General features: G+C 64.7%; 20 protein-coding genes. 10 read left to right on the top strand and 10 right to left on the bottom strand.

The features are described 5' to 3' along the window. Positions 1–160: 160 nt before the first annotated feature. From AMD30_RS01810 to AMD30_RS01765, 10 genes are read right to left on the bottom strand one after another with little or no spacing between them, the layout of a single operon-like run. Positions 161–724: a hypothetical protein gene (locus tag AMD30_RS01810; protein WP_055474525.1), complete on the bottom strand. Its 564-nt coding sequence runs from the start codon at positions 722–724 to the stop codon at positions 161–163. Continuing rightward, complete coding sequence (locus AMD30_RS01805) at positions 721–1,455, bottom strand: hypothetical protein (RefSeq protein ID WP_055474524.1); 735 nt, start codon at positions 1,453–1,455, stop codon at positions 721–723. The genes AMD30_RS01810 and AMD30_RS01805 overlap by 4 nt, the downstream gene beginning before the upstream one ends. After that, positions 1,431–2,843, bottom strand: coding sequence for an MCE family protein (locus AMD30_RS01800; protein WP_055474523.1), 1,413 nt, complete (start codon positions 2,841–2,843; stop codon positions 1,431–1,433). Before AMD30_RS01800 ends, AMD30_RS01805 begins: the two co-directional genes overlap by 25 nt. Beyond that, positions 2,840–3,937 carry an MCE family protein gene (locus AMD30_RS01795; RefSeq protein ID WP_055474522.1) on the bottom strand — a complete coding sequence of 366 codons (1,098 nt, stop codon included), beginning with the start codon at positions 3,935–3,937 and terminating at the stop codon, positions 2,840–2,842. The genes AMD30_RS01800 and AMD30_RS01795 overlap by 4 nt, the downstream gene beginning before the upstream one ends. Then, on the bottom strand, positions 3,934–5,076 hold the full coding sequence (locus tag AMD30_RS01790; protein WP_055474521.1) for an MCE family protein: 1,143 nt from the start codon (positions 5,074–5,076) through the stop codon (positions 3,934–3,936). Before AMD30_RS01790 ends, AMD30_RS01795 begins: the two co-directional genes overlap by 4 nt. After that, the gene (locus AMD30_RS01785) at positions 5,073–6,080 is read right to left on the bottom strand and encodes an MCE family protein (RefSeq protein WP_055474520.1); all 1,008 of its coding nucleotides are present in this window, start codon (positions 6,078–6,080) and stop codon (positions 5,073–5,075) included. Before AMD30_RS01785 ends, AMD30_RS01790 begins: the two co-directional genes overlap by 4 nt. Then, positions 6,077–7,090 (bottom strand): MCE family protein, encoded by a 1,014-nt coding sequence (locus tag AMD30_RS01780; RefSeq protein WP_055474519.1) that lies wholly within the window; start codon positions 7,088–7,090, stop codon positions 6,077–6,079. Before AMD30_RS01780 ends, AMD30_RS01785 begins: the two co-directional genes overlap by 4 nt. Next, positions 7,087–8,253 carry an MCE family protein gene (locus AMD30_RS01775; RefSeq protein ID WP_055474518.1) on the bottom strand — a complete coding sequence of 389 codons (1,167 nt, stop codon included), beginning with the start codon at positions 8,251–8,253 and terminating at the stop codon, positions 7,087–7,089. Before AMD30_RS01775 ends, AMD30_RS01780 begins: the two co-directional genes overlap by 4 nt. Further along, positions 8,253–9,122, bottom strand: coding sequence for an MlaE family ABC transporter permease (locus AMD30_RS01770; RefSeq protein WP_055474517.1), 870 nt, complete (start codon positions 9,120–9,122; stop codon positions 8,253–8,255). Before AMD30_RS01770 ends, AMD30_RS01775 begins: the two co-directional genes overlap by 1 nt. 23 nt (positions 9,123–9,145) lie before the next feature. Continuing rightward, a complete protein-coding gene (locus AMD30_RS01765) occupies positions 9,146–9,907 on the bottom strand; it encodes an MlaE family ABC transporter permease (RefSeq protein ID WP_055474516.1) in 762 nt (253 codons plus the stop codon). Positions 9,908–10,340: 433 nt separating this feature from the next. Here AMD30_RS01765 and AMD30_RS01760 point away from each other — a divergent pair, with 433 nt between their 5' ends. The 10 genes from AMD30_RS01760 (at position 10,341) to AMD30_RS01715 (ending at position 24,227) form a co-directional block, all read left to right on the top strand. Then, the gene (locus AMD30_RS01760; protein WP_055474515.1) at positions 10,341–11,459 is read left to right on the top strand and encodes an NDMA-dependent alcohol dehydrogenase; all 1,119 of its coding nucleotides are present in this window, start codon (positions 10,341–10,343) and stop codon (positions 11,457–11,459) included. A gap of 924 nt (positions 11,460–12,383) precedes the next feature. Beyond that, positions 12,384–12,701 (top strand): 2Fe-2S iron-sulfur cluster-binding protein, encoded by a 318-nt coding sequence (locus AMD30_RS01750; RefSeq protein ID WP_055474513.1) that lies wholly within the window; start codon positions 12,384–12,386, stop codon positions 12,699–12,701. Positions 12,702–12,821: 120 nt separating this feature from the next. After that, a complete protein-coding gene (locus tag AMD30_RS01745) occupies positions 12,822–13,976 on the top strand; it encodes an acyl-CoA dehydrogenase family protein (RefSeq protein ID WP_055474560.1) in 1,155 nt (384 codons plus the stop codon). Further along, positions 13,973–14,758, top strand: a complete 786-nt coding sequence (locus AMD30_RS01740; protein WP_055474512.1) for an SDR family NAD(P)-dependent oxidoreductase — start codon at positions 13,973–13,975, stop codon at positions 14,756–14,758. Before AMD30_RS01745 ends, AMD30_RS01740 begins: the two co-directional genes overlap by 4 nt. A gap of 164 nt (positions 14,759–14,922) precedes the next feature. Then, positions 14,923–16,572 carry an AMP-binding protein gene (locus AMD30_RS01735; RefSeq protein WP_055474511.1) on the top strand — a complete coding sequence of 550 codons (1,650 nt, stop codon included), beginning with the start codon at positions 14,923–14,925 and terminating at the stop codon, positions 16,570–16,572. Positions 16,573–16,634: 62 nt separating this feature from the next. Then, positions 16,635–17,612, top strand: coding sequence for a quinone oxidoreductase family protein (locus tag AMD30_RS01730; RefSeq protein ID WP_055474510.1), 978 nt, complete (start codon positions 16,635–16,637; stop codon positions 17,610–17,612). A 296-nt stretch (positions 17,613–17,908) separates the two neighbouring features. Then, positions 17,909–18,088: a helix-turn-helix domain-containing protein gene (locus tag AMD30_RS25775; RefSeq protein ID WP_197282724.1), complete on the top strand. Its 180-nt coding sequence runs from the start codon at positions 17,909–17,911 to the stop codon at positions 18,086–18,088. After that, positions 18,088–18,258, top strand: a complete 171-nt coding sequence (locus tag AMD30_RS25200) for a hypothetical protein (protein ID WP_197282723.1) — start codon at positions 18,088–18,090, stop codon at positions 18,256–18,258. The genes AMD30_RS25775 and AMD30_RS25200 overlap by 1 nt, the downstream gene beginning before the upstream one ends. A 33-nt stretch (positions 18,259–18,291) precedes the next feature. After that, positions 18,292–18,621: a hypothetical protein gene (locus tag AMD30_RS01720; RefSeq protein WP_231632621.1), complete on the top strand. Its 330-nt coding sequence runs from the start codon at positions 18,292–18,294 to the stop codon at positions 18,619–18,621. Between the two features lie 110 nt (positions 18,622–18,731). Next, complete coding sequence (locus tag AMD30_RS01715) at positions 18,732–24,227, top strand: ATP-binding protein (protein WP_055474509.1); 5,496 nt, start codon at positions 18,732–18,734, stop codon at positions 24,225–24,227. Positions 24,228–24,272: the final 45 nt, after the last annotated feature.

Below are 24,272 nucleotides of genomic sequence, written 5' to 3'. Positions count from 1 at the left end.
GCGTCGACGGATCAGGCTCAGGGTGGGAGGAATCGTCGGCGAGTCTTCTCAGCCAGCCGAGCGCTTTTGAAGTTCGATGACACAAACAGCATTGGCCGACCACACCTCGTGGTCGGCCAATGCTGTCTGGTCACTGGCGGCTCGGATCGCCGGCATCGGGTCACACCGGTTGCAGGCCGCCGATCTTCCACTGATTTCCCGATCGGACCGCGGTGATCTTGACGCGGCTACCGTCGAGCTGTGGTGCGGGGTCCTCTGAGCTCGTCGTGGTCTGGTTGATGAACATCAGGACGCTGACGGAGTCGTCGGCGGACGAGATGACGCCGGATTCGGCGATCCTTGCGTTCGTGACGATGCGGTTCGCGGCGGCGGCCGGGATGATCGAGGACTTCGTCAGGGTGGTGAAGTCATCCCGGAACTTGCCGGTTAGCAGGTTGTACTTGGCGGCGAACTCCTGGTTCAGGTCATTGTTCCCGTTGTAGGACAGAAGCTTCGGGACGTTGCTTTGCATCGCGGCAAGGGCTTGGGCACGGTCGTCGCGTTGATTGTCCTGAAGACGGACCTGGTGGGTGATGTACCCGGTTGCCGCGATGGCCACCACGCCGAGCAGACAGATCGTGGCGAAGGCGATCCGGGCTCGCCGGGCCGGTACCCGGTTGATTCGTTGGACGAGCTTGGAACCGATGCGACGGAGCGGCGACAGGGACGTGATGAGCTTGTTCATGAGACGAACTCCACGTTGGAAACGAGCCAGCGGTCGTCGACATGGGTGAGTTGCAGTTTCATTCGGTACACCCGCGGTTGACCTTCCGGCGCCTCGGAGTTCTTGACCTGTGAGGTCACCGCCGCGATCACGGTGGCGGCCTTGTTGTTCGACGACAGTATCGCGACCTCGTTGGCCTCGCCGGTCGAGTCGACCTGCCCCTGTTTGAGTACGGCAGCAAACCCTCCGGTGGTGTCACCGATCTGGTTCAGAAACTCGCCGGTCGCCCCGTCTCGGATCCGTTGCACGTCGGCATCTGCGGAGCCGTGACGCAGGGTGACGAGGTTGGCCACCACCTGACGGGCAACGGTGGTGATGTCGTTGTCGCGTGCGAGCGCCGCATCATTTGTCGTGTAGGTCCGGCCGAGCGTGACTGCCGCGATGATAGCGGCCGCCGCCACGATGACACTTGCCGCGAAGTAGATGGTTCGGCGAACTCTGAACGCCTCGGCGCTGCTCTCGGCGACGGAATCGTCAGCTCCGGAATCCGCACCTCCCGAGTCGTCGTCGGGCGCGTCGCCGGTGTCAGTGGAGCCAGCGTCGGGGGAGTCGGTGTCGGGGGTCTGCCCGGCGACCTGCTCGCTATCCACGACCGGCTCGGTCGGTGCGGTGGCTTCTTCGCTGATCGGGTCATCGTGCTCGGACTCAGCGGCGCCTGAATCCGAGGCTACCGTGGGAAGAGTTGTTGCCATTGAGTTTTCACTCCTTTGTCATTCGGTGCCATGATCAGATTTCCGATCTGGAACGTGGTTCCGTCCGGGGTGCGGAACCGTCCGGTCTGCGGGTCATAGGGGATCGCGACCGTCGACGAGTTCTGCCGCCGACCGCTCGTCCCGGGTTGTCGGTCCGGCGGACCGGCGACCCCGGTGGGCCGGGCCAGCATCTGCCGCCAGGTAGACGGCAGGCCGCCGGGGCACTGGCGCAGATCGGCGGTGCGCACACTCGGATCGGTGGCACACGGTGCATTCCGGATTCCGCGAGCCACCCGCGGATCATCTTTCGGCAGGGTGCAGTATGCGGTGGGGGAGGGATTCACCGGACTCAGGTCGCTCGGATCGCGGCGGCGGGTCTCCTGATAACCCTGTGTACAGGACGGGGGATTGCTGCTGTTGCCAAGCTTGATGTCGAGGTTGCCCTGCCCGGACAACAGGTCGTCGGGACGCTGGATGCCACGCTGCATCGCGTTGACCGCTGTCGCGACGGCAGGATAAACTACCAGGATATGTCGTAGGCCGGGGACGTTGACCCGCAACACTTCTCCGGTCGACTGCAGATTGGCGAGCAGGATCGGCAGGGACGGCGTCAGGTCGCGGAGCGTGCCACCGAAAGTGTCGAAGAACGGTGCGCCGGTCCGCAACACCTGTGCGATGGAGGCGTCGCTGAGCGTGAGCTGACGGGTGAAGCTGTCAAGGTCGGTGGCGATCGACGAGATCTGCGGCCCCGCGGTGTCGAGCCTGCCGAGAATGGGGTTGAGATCGGTGACGAGACGCGTCGTCATATCGAGGTTTCGATGCGCCTGGTCGACGAGCTGGCTCGCTGCGATCGACGCCCTGTTCAGCTCGGGGCCGACGCCGTTCAAGCCGGCCGACGCCTCGTCGACGACAGTCCGCAGCGAGTCCTTGGGTACGGCTTCGAGCAGGCCGTAGACCTTCCGGATGACCTCCGTCGCCGGGATCGGGATGTTGGTGTTGCTCTGCTGAATCCGTGAGCCATCAGCCAGATCCAGTCCGCCGGGACCCGTGGGGACCAGGTCGATGAACTGCTCACCGGCGACCGAGACGCTGCGCACGTAGGCCTTGCTGTTGGCCGGGATGTGGGTGTGGGACTTGATCTGCAGTCTGGCCGACGCGCCGTTGATCCCGGCATCGAGAGCGGTGACCACGCCGACGTCGACCCCGCGGTAGGTGACCAGGGCGTTCGGGTAGAGTCCGCCGGCGTCGGACAGGTCGGCGGTGACCGTGTAGGTACCGATTCCGGTGTAGCGCTGGAATCCGCCGTACGCGTACCCGGTGTAACCGACGGCGCAGATCGAGATGATCGCGAAGACGGCGAGCTGGACCTTAACCAGACGAGATCTCATCGGTGGGAGTCCTTCTGTATGCGCAGAGGCGCGCGTAACGGATCGGAGATCCCCTGCGTCGGTGCCTTGTTGGGCGTGCGGGTGATACTCGGGATGACGACCTTCGCGAGCTTGTCCGCGCTGATGTCAAGAGTGAGAAACAGATTCATGTAGTCCCCGCGCAATCCTCTGGACGCGGTGGTGACCGGGAACGGGATTGTGAGGGCGATCTTCAGAGCCTCGGTGAGGTTGCGGCCGGAGTTCGCCAGCTGCCCGAGAATCGGTGGCAGCGCCGAGATGTCATCCAACAGGTCGTCGCGACTACGGTTGAGTATCCCAGTTGCCGCATCACCGAATTGACCGAGCGAACCCAGCATCTGCACCAGCTGGCCCTCCTGCTCGTTGAGGATGTCGAGCGCGGGCTGGATGGAGTCGATACCGGCCGCGATGGTCTGCTTCTGGTTCTCGAGTTCATCGCTGAGTTGGGCGAGGGAGTCGAGGGCGCGTTGAATGTCACGGCGCTGGTCGGACAGGCCCGACACAAAGGTGTTCAGTCTGGTCACCAGACTTCGGGTGGTGTCCTCCCGGCCGTTGACCACACGGTCGAGTTGACCGGTGATGGTACGTAACTGTTGGAGGCCGGAACCGTTGAGCACCAACGACAGCGAAGACAACACCTCTTCCACGGCGGGGTATTCGGACGTGTTCTCGAGCGGGATGGACATGCCGTCGCGCAGTCGTCCGCGGGCTGGTTGGTCGCGCGGAACGACGAGTTCGATGTACTGCGAGCCGAATAGGCTGGTCTGGACCAGGTTCGCGCCGACGTTGGCTGGTATCTGCGAGTTGTCGTCGATCTCGAGAACAGCTCGCGCACTCCAGCCGTCCCGGGTGAGCGAGCGGATGTTGCCCACAGTGACGTTCTCGAACTTCACCGGGGAGTTGCCGACAAGGTTCTGCACATCGGCGAACTGAACACTGACCTCATAGGTGTCCGAGGTGGCGGTGTTGCCGGGCAGTGCCCACGAGTTGACGCCATCGAAAGAGCATGCGCCGCAACTGGTCACAATGATCAATGCGCACGCGGACGCGCGGAATCGGGGCAACGTCCGTCTCACCGGTGTCCACCTCCGTGGGTGCCGGTGCGCGTCGTGGCGGCCGCGGCGTTGCGATGTAGTCGCGTCATGGTGCTGTGGCACTGGTCGGCCGGCGCATTCACAGTCGTGAGCAGTGCACAGATTAGCGAACGCGGATCCGGGATGTCGGGAATGCCCAGCGCACCCGTCAGCGAGTTCGCCTTGGGGTCATAGATGTTGTAGAAGTCCGACAACGAGGTGGGCAGCCCGTGCATTATCTCGGCCAGGGTGTCCATTCGCTTGACGAGCAGACCGGTGATGGTGTCGGCTTTGCCGACGTCACGCAGTAGCGCGGCCCGGTTGGTGTCGAGAAGCGCCTTCACCCGGTCGAATGTGCCGTTCAGACTGGTCAGCAGGGAGGCCAGTTCGGCGCGGTTGTCGGCGAGGACGGTGGAGAAGCCGGCGAGCTGATTGGTGAAAGCTGCTATCTGCTCGTCGGATTGGGCCAGCGAGGAGGTGACGGTGGAGAGGTTGCGCACTGTGGCGAAGAGGTCATTCCCGCCGTCGTTGAGGGTGGTGGTCGCTTTCGACAGCTGGGTCAAAGCATCGCGGAGCAGCAAGCCGTTCCCTTTCAGGGTGGAAGCGCTGGCATCAAGGAACCGGTTGAGCGAGCCCTGCTGATCGGTGGTGGATGGACCGAGGTCGGCGGACAACTGCACCAGCTGTTGCTTGATCTCGTCGAACTCGACCGGGGTTGCGGTGTTCCCGACCGAGATCGACGAACCGTCAGCCATCTGTGGCCCACCGGTGTAGGCGGGGGCCAGCTGAACATACCGCCCTGACACCAGGGTCGGTGCGATGATCGCGGCCCGGGCGTCGGCCGGAACTGGGTAGCCGTCCTCGACGGTGACATCGACGTGCACGCCGTCGGGTCCGGGTTTGATTGCATCAACGGTCCCCACCGGAACCCCGAGGATCATCACCCGGTCACCGACGTAGAGACCCGCCGAATTGCGGAAAGTGATAGACAGAATGGTGGAGCTCGTGTGTGCGTTGTACATCGCCGTGACACCGGCCACGACGGCGATCGCCACCAGCACAACCAGCACCTTGCCCGGTAGAGGGCCGGCCGCCGAGGTGGCCGATCGTCTCGCTCGGCTTGCCTTGTGTCGTTCGATCATCGCGGGGCTCCTGGGCTCAAGGGTGTCTGCCCGGTGAGGGTGGCGGGCACGATGTTCTGGAGGAGGACGTTGAAAAAGGGGCCGGTGCCCACCGCCTCACCCAGCTGGAAGGTGAAGGTCTTCAGGCCGGAGATCGACCGGTCGATGTTCTGGTAGTTGCGGTTGAGCAGATCGAGAACCGAATCGAGTTGATCCAGCGTCGGCTTCATCGACAGCCGCACATCGGCGGAGAGGCCGTCGAGGGCGTCGGAGATTTGCTGGGCTTGCACGATGACTCGGCGAATCGTGCTGGCTCGCTGGTTGAGCGCCGAGAACAGGGCTGCACCCTGGCCCATCATCGCCGAGATCTGGGTATTGCGGTCGGCGAGGACGGAGGTCGTCTGGGCGGAATTCTCGAGTAGGCTGCGCAATTCCTGGTCGCGGGAGGCGATGGTGGTGGACAGCCGGGTGACACCCTGTAGTGAACTGCGAAGGTCGTCGGGCAGCGCGTCCTGGATGCCGCTGAGCTGATCGAGGGCGTCCGACAACGTCTCCTTGTCGGTGCGCGACACCCGTTGGGTGAGTTCCTGCAGGCTGGTAGTGATGTCATAGCCCGAGGCGGTGCGGTCCAGCGGAATGACCGCGCCGTCCGCCAGCGACCCCGATCCGGCGGGGGTGAGATCGACATACCTCTGGCCGAGAGCGGTCTTCACTCGAATGGCGGCTGTGGTCTCGGTGCCGAGCCGCTGCTGGTCGGTGTCGACGTGCATCGTCACCGCCACCTTGTTGCCGCTGAGCCCGATCCTGCTGACCGTGCCGATCTCAACTCCGGCGACGCTCACCGAGTCGCCGGTCATCAGCCCGCTCGCGTCACCGAACTCGCCGATGATGGTGTCATGAGAGTTGACGACCGGCAGGGATCGGAAGTTGAAGGAGAGAACCAGAATTCCGATTATCACGAGCGTCCCAACCACACCGAGCGTGACAGGGTTGCGCTCGGTCATGGCCTTGTGGATGTCGATCACGGTTGGCACCTCGTAGCGGGAGCGGTGAACATCGGAGTCTGATCGGCCCTCCCAGGCCCGTACTTGATGGCCAGACCGCACACGAAGAAGTTGACGAAGCTGCCATACGACGACGCCCGCGCGGTCAGGCGGTAGGTCTCGGGCAGCGAACCAAGGATCATCGACAGCGTGTCGGCACTGGTGTTGAGGTTGCCGGACAACCGGCCGAGATCGTCCACGCTGGCTGCCAGGTCCGATCGGACCGAACTAGCGATGTCGCCGAGCGCGGCGGTGAGACCGTCGATCTTCACCAGCGATCCGCTGATCGATCCGCGGTCCCGGGACAAATCGCGAACCAGGGTGGCCAGTCCGTCGATGAGGTCGTCGAACCTCCGGTGACGACTGTTGACAGTCACGAGCACCTCATTGAAGTTGGTGATGATCTGGCCGATCGACTCATTGCGATCGGCCAGGGAGATGGTTAGGACCCTGAGCTGGTCGACGAGAGTCGAGACGGCCGTCCCCTGGCCGTTGAGGACCGCGATCAACGAGGTCGCCAGGCTGTTCGCCTGGTTCGGATCCAGCCCCTGCAGAAGGGGTTTGAATCCGTTGACCACCTGGTCGATGTCGAGGGCGGGGGTGGTGTTGGCCAGCGGGATCTCCTCGCCGCGATCAAGCCACACCATGTCGCCGCTGCCCTGACGCAGTTCAAGGAAGCGGTCACCGATGAGATTCTTGTAGCGGATCAGCGCCTGGGTGCCGCGGGTCAGGCGGACATCCTCGTCGACGTCGAATGTGACGACGGCATAACCGGACCCGTCGAGTTCCACACCGTCGACCGTTCCGACCGGCACGCCGGCGATCCGGACCTCCGAGCCACCGGAGATCCCCGACGCCGTACTGAACACGGCGCGGTAGGTCTGCGTCGGTCCGAACCGCAGGTTGCCGGCCAGGATTGCCACGAAGGCCCCCGAGATCAGGGTGACGACGAGAAACACGGACAGCTTGAGCAGGATGGCGGTGAGTTTCATCGGCCGACTCCGTACAGCATCGTGGCCAAGGGATTTCCGATCAGGTCGTCGGGACTGTCGATGGGCCGGTAGGCGTCGCTGCCGTCGTCGAAGGCGATGTGCGGGGTGGGCGAGGCTGAACTGGCGTGACAACTCGGCGACGTACCGGACAGTCCGACCTTGGGGAGGTTCTCCGGATAGGTATAGGGCGGATTGCCCATCAACAGTGTGCCGACCACGTTCAGGCCCGGCCGGGCGCTGCCGCCGACGGTCCGTTCGAGATAGCGGTTGGTCAGCGCCAGGTTGGACAGGAAGCACGGGTAGATCGGACTGAACTCGGACAGCAGGTTCAGCGGCGCGTTGAGTGAACGTGCGGCTCTCTGCAGCGGAACCCCGCCACGGACGAACAGTTCCCGGCCCGCCTGACCGAAGTCGCTGAAACTCAGCACGAAGGCAGTGAATTGCGCCTGATTGCGCGTCAGAGTCCGTGCGGTGACCGACGCCTGACGCACCGCGGACATCAATTCCGGGGCGGCCGAGGCCAACCGGTCGGCGACGCTGGCGCCGAGCCTCAGGTCGGTGCGTAGCTGCGGGAGGTAGGGGTTGAAGTCGCGTAGATAGCTGTCAAGCTGGTCGACGAGAGTGCCGACCTGGTCGCCGGTACCTGCGAGGGCTGTCGACAGGTTGGCCGTGGTGGTGGAGACCTTCTCCGGGTTGATCTCCTTCAGCACACTGACGAGCGACGCCAGCAAGTCGTTGACTTCGGTGGTGACGGTCGTCGTGCGGATCAGCTCTCCACCAGTGAGATGGGTACGGGCTGCGTTCTGGGGGGGTACCAGTGTGACGAACTTGCGGCCGAGCAACGTCGTCGGATCGATAGCGGCCGTGACGTTGGACGGGATGCGCAGCGCCTGACCGGTGTCCAAGGCCAACGCCATGTGGACCTGGTTGCTCTCTAGCGAAATGTCTCTGACCCGGCCGACCACGACACCGTGCAGTTTGACGTCGCTGCCCTTTTCAAGCATCAGGCCCGACCGGTCAGTCACGAGCGTGACGCCGATGGTCTTATGGAATACGCCCTTGTAGAGGCTAATCGAGAGTGTGACCGCACCGACGATTGCAACGATCAGCAACACACCCAGCGCCACATTGGCGCGTCGACTTAGTTCCGCGAAATGATTCATCAACCGGACACCTTGACCGCGCCGGAGGGGCCGCCGTAGACGGCTAGACCGACGAGAAGGTCGATGAGCATGACGGCAATGAGCGAGGTGCGCACCGCCCGCCCGACCGCGACCCCCACACCGGCTGGACCGCCGTGGGCGTTGTAACCGTGATAGCAGTGCACGCACATCACCACGACCGCCATAATCAGCACCTTGACCGCCGACCACAGCACGTCTTTGGGGATCAGGAACACGCTGAAGTAATGCGCATAAGTGCCACTGGCCTGCCCGTAGAGCACCACCGTGACGAATTGTGTTGCGGCGTAGCCGACAATGAGTGACACGGCATAGAGCGGGATGACGGCAATCGTGCCGGCGATGAGTCGCGTGGTGACGAGGAAGGGCAACGACGGGATGGACATCGTCTCAAGAGCGTCTATCTCCTCACTGACCCGCATCGCGCCGAGCTGTGCGGTGAAACCGGCACCGACGGTGGCGGTCAGCGCGATACCGGCGATCGCTGGGATCGCTTCGCGCGTGTTGAAGAAGGCCGAGATGAACCCGGCGAACGCGCCAAGTCCGATCCGTCCAAGTGAGGACGCGCCCTGCTGGCCGACCTCATAACCCACGGCGGTCGACAACATCGCCACGATCACCACGGTGCCGCCGATCACCGCCAATGCGCCGCTGCCCATGGACACTTCAGCGAGAAGCCGAAGCACCTCAAGGCGGTAGCGATGGATGGTGCGGGGGACCGCGGCGACGGTCTGGCCGTAGAACGAGAGCTGCTTGCCCATGCCGTCAAGCGCCCCGACGGGAATCTCGGTGGCGCGTTGTGTCACCCCGACGATCCGGCCGCGGATGGGACGGCTCTGTGTCGTAGTCATTCGAGTACTTTCGTTTGGTCCGGTCAGTGCAGTGCGATCGTTGTGATGACCGAATTCGCAAGGAAGAGAAGAAGGAAGGAGAAAACTACAGTCTGGTTCACGGCGTCTCCGACGCCTTTGGGTCCGCCTTTCACGTTCAGGCCCAGATGACAGGCCACGAGTCCGGCAAGGAGGCCGAACACCCCGGCCTTGATCTCGCTGACGAAAAAGTCGGGCAGACCGGTGATCACGGAGATGCTGGTGATGTACTGTCCGGGCGACGCGCCCTGCAGGTAGACCGTGGAGATGTACCCTCCGACGATACCGACCGCCGACACCAGTCCGTTCAGCAGAATGGCGACCAATGTGGACGCGACAACCCTTGGAACGCAGAGACGTTGGATCGGGTCAATGCCGAGGACGCGCATAGCGTCGATCTCCTCGCGGATAGTGCGGGAGCCCAGGTCCGCGCAGATGGCCGTCGATCCCGCGCCGGCGACCACGAGAACCGTGATGACCGGCCCGATCTCACGGATGATGGCGACGCCGGCCCCGGCACCGCTGAGGTCCACCGCGCCTACCTCGGCGAGCAGGATGTTGATCTCGTAGACGAACATCATGCAGAACGGGATCGACATCGCCAGCGCCGGGAAGATTGATATCGAGGCGATGAACCACGCCTGCGCGAGGAACTCGCGCGTTTGAAATCGCGACGTCACCAGATAGCGCAGCGTCTCCAACGAGGTGGCGTAGAAGCCGCCCACCGCCTTGGGCAAGACGGTACTTCCTGTTCGAAGCGCACGCATCCTGCGAGACGCCACATCGACGACGGTCACACCACACCTCTTCTACGACTGCTCCCGGGACCGGGCGATACATCCCCGCTGGGCTGAGCGACACGACTGCGCGTGGGCGAAAGATGTGTGCCGGTTCACAAGCGCTCCCGGCAGTGATGTCACGCTAGCCAGCGACGCACTGATGCGGGAACCCCCGCTCTGGGGATATCGGTGCTCCCCCTGCCGGGGGAGCGGGGCGGCGCCCATGCCCCGGCACGGCCCGTCGTGGGTCGGGTCCACTCACTCGGTGGGGGAGCAAGGAACCCCCGCTAGGGTGATGTGTGTCACCCCCGGGGCTGCCACCCTGATTGCAGGCAGCGGGTGGGGTTTCGTTCTCCGCTGCCGCGTTCTCACAGCCGGTAGGTGTCGGCGGGGACGAGTTCACAACACAAGGAGTTCCTCTATGAAGACGCGCGGAGCGGTGCTACGTCAGGCGCCCGGGAAATTCGAGATCACCGACCTGGTCCTCGACGACCCGCGGCAGAACGAGATTCGGGTGAAGATGGTCGCGTCGGGTCTTTGCCACTCCGACGACCACATGGCCACCGGCGACCTGCCGGTTGCGGTCTACCCAGTGTGCGGTGGGCACGAGGGGGCGGGAATCGTCGAATCCGTGGGCCCCAACACCCCCGGATTCAAACCGGGTGACAAGGTCATTTTCTCGTTTCTGCCGGCCTGCGGTAAGTGCCGGTGGTGTTCGTCGGGGCATCAGAATCTCTGTGACCTGGGTGCGAATGTGCTCGTCGGCTCGAGGTGGGAAGACCCCACCAGTTTTCGCCTGCAGCTCGAGGACGGGAGCCCGGTCGGACAGGCCTTGGGGATCTCGACCTTCTCCGAATACACAACGGTAGCCATTGATTCGGCCGTCAAAGTGCCCGACGACACTCCGCTGGAGAAGGCCTGCCTACTGGGCTGCGCCATCGGTACCGGCTGGGGTTCGGCGGTGCGAACCGGTGAGGTCAGCGCGGGCGACACCGTGCTCATTTTCGGTGCCGGCGGCATCGGATCGGCCGCCGTACAGGGCGCCGCCCACGCAGGTGCCGCACGCGTCGTCGTCGTCGAGCCGGTTGCCTTCAAGCGGGACCAGTCGTTGACCCTCGGTGCGACTCACGCTGTCGCCACGGCCGACGAAGGCATTGAGCTGGCCCAGTCATTCACCAACGGACAGGGCGCCGACGTCGCCATCGTGACGGTCGGTGTGATCACCGGTGAGCATGTGGCACAAGCATTTTCGGGTATCCGCAAGCAGGGCACCGTGGTGGTGACCGCGCTCGGTGACGCGACGACGGTCGGACTGCCGATCTCGATTCTCGAACTGACTCTGTACGAGAAGAAGATCAAGGGCTCGCTGTTCGGTTCGTCGAACCCGCGGGCAGACATCCCCAAACTGCTCGATCTGTACAACGCTGGCTATCTCAAGCTCGACGAGATGATCACCACCGAGTACTCGCTCGACGACATCAACCAGGGTTACGAGGACATGCACGCGGGTACCAACATTCGCGGCGTGATCCGCTTCTGACCAGCGCTCAGACGAAAGTGGTCAGCAAAGAGCGTGGCCGAGGAACAGCGTGTGTGTTCGCCCGTGCGTGGTGAGAAGGCCTGATCATGACTCTGACACTCGGAGCCCGTCTCGGGGCAGATTGTCTCACGAACGAGATGCTGCAGTTCCTGATCCGGTGGTCACCGTTCGGCGACAGGGGGCGACGAGATCCTCCCGCCCTTCTGTCCAGAGCCACGCGCCTTCTAACTTCGGATGGCCCAGTTGCTCGACCCCGATCACGATCTCGCCGTGCCCCGACCGGGGACTTCCGCCCGTGCTGTTGCACAGGCGGGCAGTGTCCCGGACGCACCGCCCATTGACGAAGTGAGTAGGTTCACGTGTCTCTATCAGAGTCGTTCGGCGCCGCCAAACCATCGGAACTAGTCCGATTCGCCCTGGCCTGGGCGCCTTTCGAGGAGCCCGTCGAGGAGATCTATTTGACCTTCGGCATCAGCTCGTCCGTCTTCTACGAGCGGGTCATCAAGGCCCTCATCGCAGGCGAGGTGCAACTAGATGTCGGTTCAACCGCGGCCCTCGTTCAGCATTGCCGGGAACGACTGCACCCGAGCATGTTCCATGACCGTCGGTCTCGGTCGGTAGCGTAGGACACCCTCAACAGAGTGGTGCCCCGGGCGTCGCGGCCGGGGCACCACATCTTGTCCGGTCAGGCGACCGTCACGCCACGAGAACCGGCTGCACAATGACACACCCCTTATGAATGCCCGTGTGGCCACCTTCGGCAAGGAATCACCCCGATGAGGTCCGGTTGTACCCCGTTCTGGTGATGACGGATGAGCATCGACGTCCGCACAATGAAGCATCCGGCGCGGCAGTAGCTGCGCACCAACCATTCTCGTGAGGCCGGTGCACTCCGATACCTCACCCGAGCACAGGAGGCAGCCAATGGCACAGGTCGTCTACCACCTGCCTGACGGCACCGTCAGCGCCGTGAACGTTCCAGCTGGGCAGAGCGTGATGGACGGGTCGGTACGCAACAACCTTCCCGGCATCGTCGCCGAGTGCGGCGGGAGCTGCTCGTGTGCCACTTGTCACGTGCTGCTGCCCGAATCCAGTGCGGAGTTGTTTCCGGAGCCCACCGACGAGGAGGCCGAACTCGTCGAGTTCCTCGACGGTGCGCAACCCAACTCGCGCTTGTCGTGTCAGTTGATCATTGACGACCAGGACGAGGTGCACGTCGAGGTCGTGGACTCGAGTGTGTGACCGTCGTTGCGCATAGCCGCCGGAACCTAGTTCTTAGGTCAGACGAGTTTCTTGTAAGCACTTGTAAATGCATCGCGTCATATCTGTGACCGATGTCGTGAGTGAGATGTGGAGTATCTGATGGTCTCGTTTGCATTCGAGCCCGAGCACGTTGAGTTCGCGGAAAGTCTGAAGGCTTTCGCCGCGCGGGAGCTTCTGCCCAACTACCGCGATCGCGCGGCTTCGACCGACTTTCCGTTCGAGGCGTTCAAGCAACTGGGTGATCTCGGCGTCCTGGGAATTGGGTTGCCAGAGGAATTCGGAGGCACAGGCGATGATGATCCCGTGCTGCTCGGCCTTGCGACCGAGGTGCTCGCCGCCGGGGACGTCAACGTGGCCTCCGCCCCGGTTCAGATCGGCCTCGTGGGCTCGCAGTTTCTGCACTGCGATCGTGCTGTACAGGAGCGTTACCTACCCTCTCTCATTAGGGGTGAAGAGACGGTCGCGATCGCATTGACTGAACCTGGTTCAGGCTCGGATGCGAGCGCACTACGTACAACCGCGACGAAGGTCGACGGGGGCTGGGTACTCAACGGTGAGAAGACCGCGATCACCTGGGCTATGAATGCCAGCGCCTCGCTCGTCTACGCGAGGACTCCCGGGACGAGCAGGTCGACCGGTATCAGCTGCTTCGTCGTACCGATGGACTCCACCGGTGTGACGGCGCATCACATGCTCGGGATGGGCTGCCTCCCCCTCGGGTGGGGTTCGATTCATCTCGACGACGTGTTTGTGCCCGATGACCATCTTGTCGGGGAGGAGGGGAGGGGCTTCCACTCGGTGATGAGCCACTTCGACTTCAGCCGTGCAGCGTTGGGCTTGCTGTGCTTGGGAGCGGCACAGCGAAGCCTTGACGAAGCGGTTCAGTATGCGAAGGACAGAGAGACCTTCGGCAAACCGCTTACCGAGTATCAGGGAATCTCATTTCTCATCGCCGAACACACAACGCTTCTCGAAGCAGCCCGGTGGATCTGCTACAGGGCACTGTGGCTGCGTGCGACCGGGCAGCCCCACACCGCACTCGCGTCCATGGGCAAGTGGTGGCCGCCCTTGGTGGCGAAGGACGCGATCGAGGCAGCGATGCGCATTCACGGAAATCTGGGTTACGCCGCCGAATTTCCCCTTCAGCAGCGATATCGAGATGTTACTGCGTACCTGATCGCGGACGGCACTTCCGAGATTCAGAAGCGAATCATCGCCGGCGACGTCTTCCGCCGTGGCACGGTGAACCTGTGAGCGGGGACGTTCTCGTCAAGCCGACCGCGGACAGTGCTGCTCTGATCGTTGGCGGGACGGCGGGAATCGGTTTCAGTAGTGCATGCGCGATGGCAGATGCGGGAGTTCGCAGGATCGCACTCGTTGGGCGGACCGAAGAGCGCGGGAGGCAGGCTCAGCAGGTGCTGAGCGAACGCGGCATCGAAGCTCTGTACATCGCCGGCGACGCTCGAACGGCTGCCGGTGCGGCGAGCATCGCTGCTCAGGCGGTTGACCGCCTGGGTGGTATCGACATCCTGATGACAACCACAGCTGCTGACACGCGGCCCGAACTCTTCAAAGACATTGCACCACAAGATATCAGCTCTATTCTCAACGATTTGGCGCTGCCGTCGATGTTCATGGCAGCCGCTGTTCTGCCGGCTATGCGCGAACAGAAAACGGGCGTCATCATCAACGTGGCGTCGGACGCGGCCAAGACTGCGACACCGGGCGAATCGGTCATCGGTGCTGCCAAGGCGGCAATCGTGATGTTCACGCGGACGTTGGCCATCGAGGAGAAGCGCCACGGGATTCGTGCCAATGCGCTGACCCCGTCGCTGGTGACCGGCACGGCATCGACAGCTCGTATTACAGAGGGTGGATTCAGCGGAAAGCTCTTCGCTCGCGCGGCCGCGCAGGCCCACCTCGGCGTCGCAACCGCGGATGACATTGGAGCGCTGGCTGCGTTTCTCTGTACGCCTTCCGCTTCGAAGCTCACCGGTCAGGCGATCAGCGTCAACGGTGGAATCTCAGCCGCATGAGATAAGGGAGGTCTATCTACCTCACGGCGGCGGGAGGTGGCGTCGCTCGAGCACGTCACCTCCCCGCTGGGGGACTGGCATTTCAACCGTGTCCCATCGGCAGTTCGCGACACCATCCCCTCGATGGCAGTCAGGTCCAAGTACATTTTGATCTAGGAGTTCTTATGCCTACACGGAGCGTGTCGGAGCCCCGTCCAGACGACCGATATTCCGCCGAGCAGCTAGCCGGGTTCGTAGAACGCGGGGAGTGGCGCAACGAGAGCCTTTTCGAGCGGGTATCTCACTGGGCGGGGACGCAACCCGACATCGTCGCCTTCTCCGACGGGGACGCGAGTGTCACATGGGCAAAGTTGCAAAAGGACGGGCTTCGGCTCGCAGCGGCTCTGCGAGGCAGGGGCATACGGGCCGGGGATCGAGTCCAGGTCCAGCTTCCCAACTGGGTCGAGTTCGCTGTCGTATATGTGGCGCTTGCCCGGATCGGCGCAGTCCTGGTTCCCACAATGCCGATCTATCGCCACGACGAGGTGGAGTTCATTGTCAACCACTCCGGGGCCCGGATTGCCATAGTGGCCCATCAGTTCCGCGGATTCGACTTCGTGCAGATGCACGCAGAGATCAAGCAGCGGTGCCCCGATCTCGAGGCTGTGATCGTTGTCCGAGCAGACGAGGGATTCGAAGGTGAGACCTTGGAGCGCCTCATCGGAGACGGTCCGGCGCCTGAGAACGACGACCTGGGGCCTGTCCCCAACGCAGATGACACTCACGCGATCATCTACACGTCCGGCACCGAGTCGCGTCCCAAGGGATGTCAGCACACCTTCAACACGATCTCTTTCAGTCTCTACAACTTGTGCCGAGACATCATGGGCATGAAACCGGGGGAGGTCATGTTCCAGCCCTCGCCGGTGACCCACGCGACAGGGTTGATGACGGGGGTCACGGGCCCGATCGTGCTGGGTGCTTCGGCTCACCTGATGCCGGTTTGGGAGCCCATGGATGGATTGCGTCGCATCGCTGAGTACCGCTGCACATTGAGTATGACCGCCACGCCCTTCGTTCGTATGGCACTGGATGCGCTCGCCGCAACGGACTCAGACGTCTCGAGTCTGCGCACGTGGGTATGTGCCGGGGCGCCGATACCGGAAGTGCTGCTGCGCGAGTGGCGTGCGAAGCTTCCGTCCACGTCTCTTCTGCCGCTGTACGGATGTAGCGAAGGCTTCATCATCACGGCCTGTTCACCGTCCGATCCACCGGAGAAGGTAGTCGGTTCCGACGGGAAGGCGTCTCCCGGGGTGTGGCTGGAACTGAGGGATGCGGACGGAAGTCCGGTGGGGGTCGGCGAAGAGGGCGAAATCTGTCACGGCGGACCGGGATTGATGCTCGGGTACTGGCATAACCCGGAGCTGACGGATCGCGACATCGACGGCCGAGGGATGAAACGTTCAGGCGATCTGGGTCGCATCGACAATGACGGATACCTACGCGTAACTGGGCGTATAAAAGATCTGATTATCCGAGGCGGCACCAACATCTCGGCTCGTGAGATTGAAGACCATCTCGTCGCGCACCCGAACGTCGCCAGTGCCGCGCTCGTGGGGTTCCCCGATGAGCGACTGGGCGAGCGCGCGTGTGCATTCGTGGTACCAGCGCCGGGCACGTCGATCGACCTGGAAGAGGTCACACGGTTCTTACGTGAAGATCGCAAGATCGCGACACAGAAGCTGCCTGAACGAATCGTGCTTCTCGACGCGCTACCCATGACCGCGACAGGAAAGATCCAGAAGTTCGTGCTTCGCGAAAAACTCGAAGACTGATCGAGTCGGGCTGACAGACCATGCCTGATTTCCGCTAGTCGGCGAGAGTGAGAGGATAGAAGGTGCGAGCAGTAGTTCTCGACAACTTCGGCGGACCGGAGGTGCTCTCTGTCCGCGACGTGCCGCCACCCGCCCCCAGGCCGGGCTGGGTGGATGTACAGCTACGCGCAAGCGCGCTCAATTGGCATGACGTGCTGGTTCGGCAAGGCAAGTATCATTCGAAGCTTCCTCACATACCCGGCGCCGACGGGGCTGGGATCCGCACTGACACCGGAGAAGAGGTGCTCGTCCTCCCATCTCTGTTCTGGGGAGACAGGCGCGAGGCTCCGGGACCCGAGTGGGAGATTCTTGGTGACATGACGCCGGGGACTTACGCCGAGCTGGTTAGTGTTCCTGAAGAGTCGCTGGCGCCTAAGCCGCCAGGCCACTCGTGGGAACAAGCTGCTTCGCTTCCGCTGGTCGGAGTCACCTGTTACCGAGCGCTTCTCACGCGGGCGCGTCTCGCTTCGGGCGAGTCGCTCCTCGTAGTCGGCGCCGGAGGCGGTGTGGCGACCATGGCTGTCCAACTCGCAGCTGCGATGGACGTACACGTTGTCGTTGCCGGCTCATCCGCGGCCAAGATCGACAGGGCGAAAGAGGCCGGCGCTGAGTCCGGAGTTCTCCATATCGCAGACGATTGGCCCCAGCGGGCGCGAGCGCTTTCGCCTAACGGCGCCGGGTTCGACGTCATTCTCGATCCGGTGGGGTTGTGGGAAAGGTCGCTGGAAGCTCTGAGGCCAGGAGGGCGGCTCGTAGTCCTCGGTGCAAACGTCGCCGAGACAGCGCAACTGAACGTGCGTCCGTTCTATTTCGGACAGTTCAGCCTGCTGGGCACCACGATGGGCGGTCCGGAGGATTTCCGGGGTCTGCTCGACATGGTTGCCGATCGTCACGTGGCACCGCCGCCGGTGGCGTGTACGTTTCCGCTCGCCGACGCCGCCGAAGCCCACCGTCAGCTCGAGGCCGGGAGGTCCTTCGGCAAGTTCGTGCTCGTCAGATAGGCCGATTTCGGGCTAGCAGTGAGAGACATCGTGTACGAGCGTGCCGAGCCTGGCAGGGTTGTGGACTCTGCACCAGCTTCTCTCCGAATCTGTTCTTTGGGTCGATGAGGAGTTTCATCTGGCTTTTGCCGCCAACATCGTGGGATAGCTTGGTGTACACAGGGCCTCGGGGGGAGCGTTTTCCGGTGGAGGTTCCTAGATAGGCGCGGTTGGCTTGGATGCGTGCGAATGCCCAGCCGAGGGTGTCTTGAGCCGATCCGCCATTCCCGGTCTGCGCCCAGGGCGGGCTCTTCTACGTGGAGGGCATCAACGCCACGGGTGTCGAGTTGATCGCGTCTGAGGCGGGAGTATCGAAAAGGACGCTGTACAAGTACTTTCCGAGCAAAGCTACCTCGGTGGAGCGGTACCTGGCATACCTGCGTGAAATGGTTGTCGACCGTCAGAAGAGCTGGCCGACGGGCCGCGCGAACGACTGATGCGACTGGTCACGATTCCGGAACCGGGCGACGGCCGGCTGCGCGGATGCCCGTTCGACAACACGGCCGTGAAAGCAGCCTCGGCGATGCCCGAGGTCACCGAGTTCGTCCACACGCAGAAACGGGCCTTCGCCGCCGCGATCGTCGTCTTCCGCCGCTCTGGAGCATGATCGTCGACCACACTGCACGGATTGGAACTACTCATGAACAGCCCACGGCCGATCGCTCCGGACGGGCTCTGGCTCGACGACATCGCCGAAGGCGCCACCTTCGTCACCGACACCCATACCGTCGACACCGCGGAGATTCTCGAGTTCGCACGGCGTTATGACCCACCGATCTTCGACGCCGATCCCGACGGCGCTTCGGGAACGTTCTTCGATGGGCTCGCGGCCAGCGGTTGGCATGTCGCTGCGATCACCATGTCGTCGATCGTGACCAGTGGCCTTCCGGTGGCGACCCCGCCCGCCTGGGTCCGAATACCGCCATTTCGATCACCCTCCGACGCGCCGTACTCGCGCGTAGCGATTTGACTCGTAAGAATCACACCGTCTGACCACCTCGCGCGTCCCGGATCTCCACTGAGCTGGGTCGCCGCGCTGTACCGTACCTGCGGACCTTCAACCGCACGACGACGACGTGAATGGAGTCGGTGTTGTTTTCTCGTATCGCCATCGTGAACCGAGGTGAGGCCGCGATGCGGCTCATCCACGCCGTTCGGGGCCTGTCGGAGGAGACCCGGCAGCCCATCGAGGTCATCGCACTGCACACCGACGTGGATCGCAACGCCACGTTCGTGCGCGAGGCGGACGTCGCCTACGACCTGGGACCCGCGGCGTCGCGCCCGTACCTGAACATGAAGGTGCTGGAGCACGCGCTGTTGGAGACCGGTGCCGACGCGGCGTGGGTCGGCTGGGGATTCGTGGCCGAGGACCCGCTGTTCGCCGAACTGTGCGATCGGATCGGCGTCACCTTCGTCGGGCCGTCGGCCGAGGCGATGCGCAAACTCGGCGACAAGATCGGCGCGAAGCTGATCGCCGAGGAGGTCGGCGTGCCCGTGGCGGCGTGGAGCCGCGGCGGGGTGGACACCCTGGACGAGGCGGTGGCCGCGGCCGGCCAGATCGGTTACCCGTTGATGCTGAAGGCGACCGCCGGCGGCGGTGGCCGCGGCATCCGCAAGGTCACCAACGACGCCGACCTGCGCGACGCCTACACCCGCACCCGCGAGGAGGCCGAGCGCGCCTTCGGCAGCGGTGTGGTGTTCCTGGAACGGCTCGTGACCGGCGCGCGGCACGTCGAGGTCCAGGTCATCGCCGACGGTCAGGGCACCGCCTGGGCGCTGGGCGTGCGTGACTGCTCGGTCCAGCGACGCAACCAGAAGATCATCGAGGAATCGGCGTCGCCGGTCCTGCCCGCCGACCGGGTCGCCGAGCTCAAGGCCTCGGCGGAGCGGCTCGCCATCGCCGTCGGTTACCGCGGCGCGGCCACCGTCGAGTTCCTCTACCACCCGGGCGAGAACCTGCTGGCGTTCCTCGAGGTCAACACCCGTCTGCAGGTGGAGCACCCGATCACCGAGGCGACCACCGGCTTCGACCTGGTGCGCGCGCAGCTGCACGTGGCGTCCGGTGGGCGCCTCGAAGGCGAGCCGCCGAGCGAGCGCGGCCACGCCATCGAGGCCCGCCTCAACGCCGAGGATCCCGACCGCGACTTCGCCCCCGCCCCGGGCCGCATCGACCTGCTCGAGCTGCCCGCCGGACCGGGCATCCGCGTCGACACCGGCGTCAGCGAGGGTGACACCATCCCCGCCGACTTCGACTCGATGATCGCCAAGATCATCGCCTACGGCCGCGACCGCGACGAGGCGCTCGGCCGACTGCGTCGGGCCATCCGCGAGACCCGCGTGATCATCGCCGGCGGCGCGACCAACAAGAGTTTCGTGCTCGAACTGCTCGACCAGCCCGAGGTGATCGACGGCAGCGCGGACACCGGCTGGATCGACCGCGTGCGCGCCGACGGTGGACTGGTCGCCAACCGGCACTCCGCGATCGCGCTGATCGCCGCGGCGATCGACGCCTACGAGGAGGAAGAACTCGTCGAGCGGCAGCGCCTGATGTCGACCGCCTCGGGTGGTCGTCCGCAGGTTCAGCACGAGAGCGGTCGACCCCTGGACCTGAAGCTCCGCGGCGTCGCCTACCGCGTCCGGGTCGCCGCCATCGGGGCACACCGATTCCGTGTCACCGTCGAGGCGCCGGGGGAGACCCGCACCGTCGATGTCGACCTCGAGCGCTTCGACGACCACGCCGCGCAGCTCATCGTGAACCGGGTCCGCTACCGCCTGGTCACCGACACCCACGGGCCCGTCCACCTCGTCGACGTCGACGGCGTCACCCATCGCGTCAGCCGTGACGAGGGCGGCGTGGTGCGGTCGCCCGCGCCCGCACTGGTCGTCGCCACGCCACTGCAGGCCGGTGACGAGGTCGAGGCCGGCGCCCCGATCCTGGTCCTGGAGAGCATGAAGATGGAAACGGTGCTGCGCGCACCGGTGCGCTCGCGGGTCAAGGAATGTGCGGTGTCGGTCGGCACCCAGGTCGAGACCGGGGCCACCCTGATGCGGCTCGAGCCGCTCGCCGACGACGAGGACGAGGTCGTCGAAGAGGTGGGTACCAGCATCGACCTCGAGTTGCCGGAGGATCCCCAGCTCGATCCCACCGAACGCACCACGCGCAGCCAGGAGGACCTCCGTAGTCAGCTCCTCGGCTTCGACGTCGACCCCAACGACCGGACGCGCCTGCTCGACGAATATCTCTCCGTGCGACGGGCGGCGATCGACAGCGGCCGCCGTCCGCTGGCCGACGAGCTCGAACTGGTCACCGTGTTCGCCGACCTCGCCGAACTGAGCCAGAACCGGCCATCGAGTCAGGAGGTCGGCGTCGAGCACGTACACAGCGCACGCGAGAACTTCCACACCTACCTGCAGAGCCTCGACGTGGAGCGGGACGGACTCCCGGCGGCGTTCCACGACCAGCTGGGCCGCGCGCTCGGTCACTACGGCGTCACCGATCTCGACCGCACCCCCGAACTCGAAGCCGGGGTGTTCCGCATCTTCCTCGCGCTGCAGAACCCCAACGACTCGGCCTCGATGATCAGCGCGCTGCTGCTCGAGTGGCTCGACGAGCCGACGCCCCGCGACGAACTGCGCGAGGCGGTGGGCACCGCCCTCGACCGCCTCGTCGCCGCCACCCAGGTCCGCTTCCCGGCGGTCGCCGACCTCGCGCGCGGCGTCATCTACGCCTGGTACGGCCAGCCGCTCCTGCTGCGCGACCGCGCCCGCGTCTACAGCAACGTGCGCAAGCAGCTGAAGTATCTCGACGAGAACCCCGATGCCGCCGACCGCACGAGCCGGATCGACGACATGGTGCGCAGCACCGAGCCGCTCGTCCGGCTGCTCGGCCAGCGCATCGAACGGCACGCCGACAACACGGTCATGCTCGAGGTGCTGACCCGGCGTTACTACGGCAACCGGGGTCTCGCCGACATCCGGATCCGCCAGGCCGGTGGCGCGACCTTCGTCGTCGCCGAGCGCGACGCCGGGAACGTCGCGTCGGCCGCGGTGGGCTTCGACGCCCTGCCCGCGACCATCGGTGGACTCGGCGAACTCGCCCGCGACACCGCCGCCGTCGATGCCGACATCTATCTCGCGTGGGAGCAGCAACCCGACGACTTCGATGTCCTCGCCGGGACGCTGCACGACATCGTCGCCACCAGTTCGCTTCCGCCGCAGGTGCATCGGGTCACCATCACGGTCGCCGGCAGCGCGGACGCGCGAATGCATCACCACGTCACGTTCCGGCCGTCGGCGACCGGTATGGCCGAGGAGCGCCTGATCCGTGGTCTGCACCCCTACATCGCGCAGCGCATGCAGATGGAACGCCTGCGCAAGTTCGACCTCACCAGGTTGCCGTCGTCGGACGACGAGGAGGTCTACCTCTTCCGTTGTGTCGCAAGGGAGAACCCGTCGGACCGCCGGCTCGTCGCCTTCGCCCAGGTCCGCGACCTGACCGCGTTGCGCGAGCAGGACGGCCGGTTGCTCACGCTGCCGACCGCCGAAGCCGCGCTCGCGTCGTGCGTCGACTCGATCCGGCGTGCGCAGCGCGGTTCGACCAACCTGTCGAGCGCCAACCGGATCATCATGTACGTGTGGCCGCCGATCGACGTCGACGCCGACATCCTCGACCTGATCGCCGATCACATCCGCGGCACGACACAGGGAGTCGGCCTCGAAGAGGTCCAGCTCATCGCGCGTCGCCGTGACCGCGACACCGGCGAGCTGAGCAAGGTCTCGGTCCACTTCTCCGTCAACCCCACCGGTGGATTCGACGTCCGGGTCCTCGACCCGACCGACGAGCCGATCGAACCGGTCGACGAGTACCGCCAGAAGGTCCTGCGCGCGGCGAAGCGCAACACCGTCTACCCGTACGAACTGGCCGCGATCCTCGGCGATTTCACCGAGTACGACCTCGACGCCGAGCAGCGTCTCGTGCAGGTCGACCGTCCCAAGGGCCGCAACTCGGCCGCGATCGTCGCCGGTGTGGTCACCACGCCCACCGAGAAGTACCCGCGGGGCGTGACCCGCGTGGTCCTGCTCGGCGACCCGACGAAATCGCTGGGCGCGCTTGCGGAACCGGAGTGCAGTCGGCTGGTCGCCGCGCTCGACCTCGCCGAACAGATGCAGGTCCCGCTCGAGTGGTACGCACTGTCCTCGGGCGCGCGGATCTCCATGGATTCCGGTACGGAGAACATGGACTGGATCGCCCGCGCGCTGAAGCGGATCGTCGAGTTCACCCAGGCCGGTGGCGAGATCAACATCGTCGTGGCCGGCATCAACGTCGGCGGGCAGCCGTACTGGAACGCCGAGGCGACGATGCTCATGCACACCAAGGGTGTTCTGGTGATGACACCGGAATCGGCGATGGTGCTCACCGGCAAGCAGTCGCTCGACTTCTCCGGCGGTGTGTCGGCCGAGGACAACTTCGGCATCGGCGGCTACGACCGCGTGATGGGACCCAACGGGCAGGCGCAGTACTGGGCGCCGAACCTCGGCGCCGCCCGCGATCTCCTGATGGCCCACTACGATCACACGTACGTGGCGCCGGGCGAGCAGACGCCGCGTCGGGCGATCACGAGCGACCCCGTCGACCGCGACATCTCCGACTACCCACACGTCTTGGCGGGCAGTGATTTCACCACGGTCGGGCAGATCTTCTCGACGGCCTACAACCCGGACCGCAAGAAGCCGTTCGACATCCGCACGGTCATCCGGGCCGTCGCCGATCAGGATCATCCGGTCCTGGAGCGCTGGGCGGGTATGGCCGACGCGGAGACCGCGGTCGTCTGTGACCTGCACATGGGCGGAATCCCGGTGTGCCTGTTGGGCATTGAGTCACGCGAGGTGCAGCGCCGCGGTTACACGCCGACCGACGGCCCCGACACCTACACGGCCGGCACGCTGTTCCCGCAGTCGTCGAAGAAGGCGGCGCGCGCGATCAACGTGGCGAGCGGCAACCGACCGCTCGTGGTGCTCGCGAACCTCTCCGGGTTCGACGGGTCGCCGGAGTCGCTGCGCAAGCTCCAGCTGGAGTACGGCGCGGAGATCGGTCGCGCCATCGTCAACTTCGAGGGCCCCATCGTGTTCTGCGTGATCTCGCGGTATCACGGCGGAGCGTTCGTGGTGTTCTCGAAGGCGTTGAACCCCAACATGACCGTGCTCGCGATCGACGGTTCGTTCGCGTCGGTGCTCGGTGGTGCCCCCGCGGCCGCGGTGGTCTTCGCCGGCGACGTGGCCAAGCGGGTCGGCGCCGACGCGCGGGTGCGTGAACTGGAGGCCGAGACCGCGCAGGCCACCGGCCCCGAGCGCTCGCGGCTCAACGCCGAACTGGCCGACCTGCGCCAGTCAGTGCGCGCGGAGAAGATCAGCGAGATCGCCGCGGAGTTCGACTCGGTGCACAGCATCCGCCGCGCCGTCGAGGTCGGTTCGGTCGATGCGGTCATCCAGGCCGAGGAACTCCGGCCCCAGATCATCGGCGCCATCGAGAAGTCGCCGGCGTGGGGCAAGCAGGATTCCGAGGTGGTCAGCTCCTAGCGTCCGGCTTCCTGGGGTGCGCGGACCCGCGCGCCCCAGGACGCA

The organism is Gordonia sp. HS-NH1 (assembly GCF_001418765.1).
In the GTDB taxonomy this organism is placed as follows: domain Bacteria; phylum Actinomycetota; class Actinomycetes; order Mycobacteriales; family Mycobacteriaceae; genus Gordonia.
The sequence above is the reverse complement of the archived record's forward strand: the minus strand, read 5'-3'. Positions and strand labels throughout refer to the sequence as shown.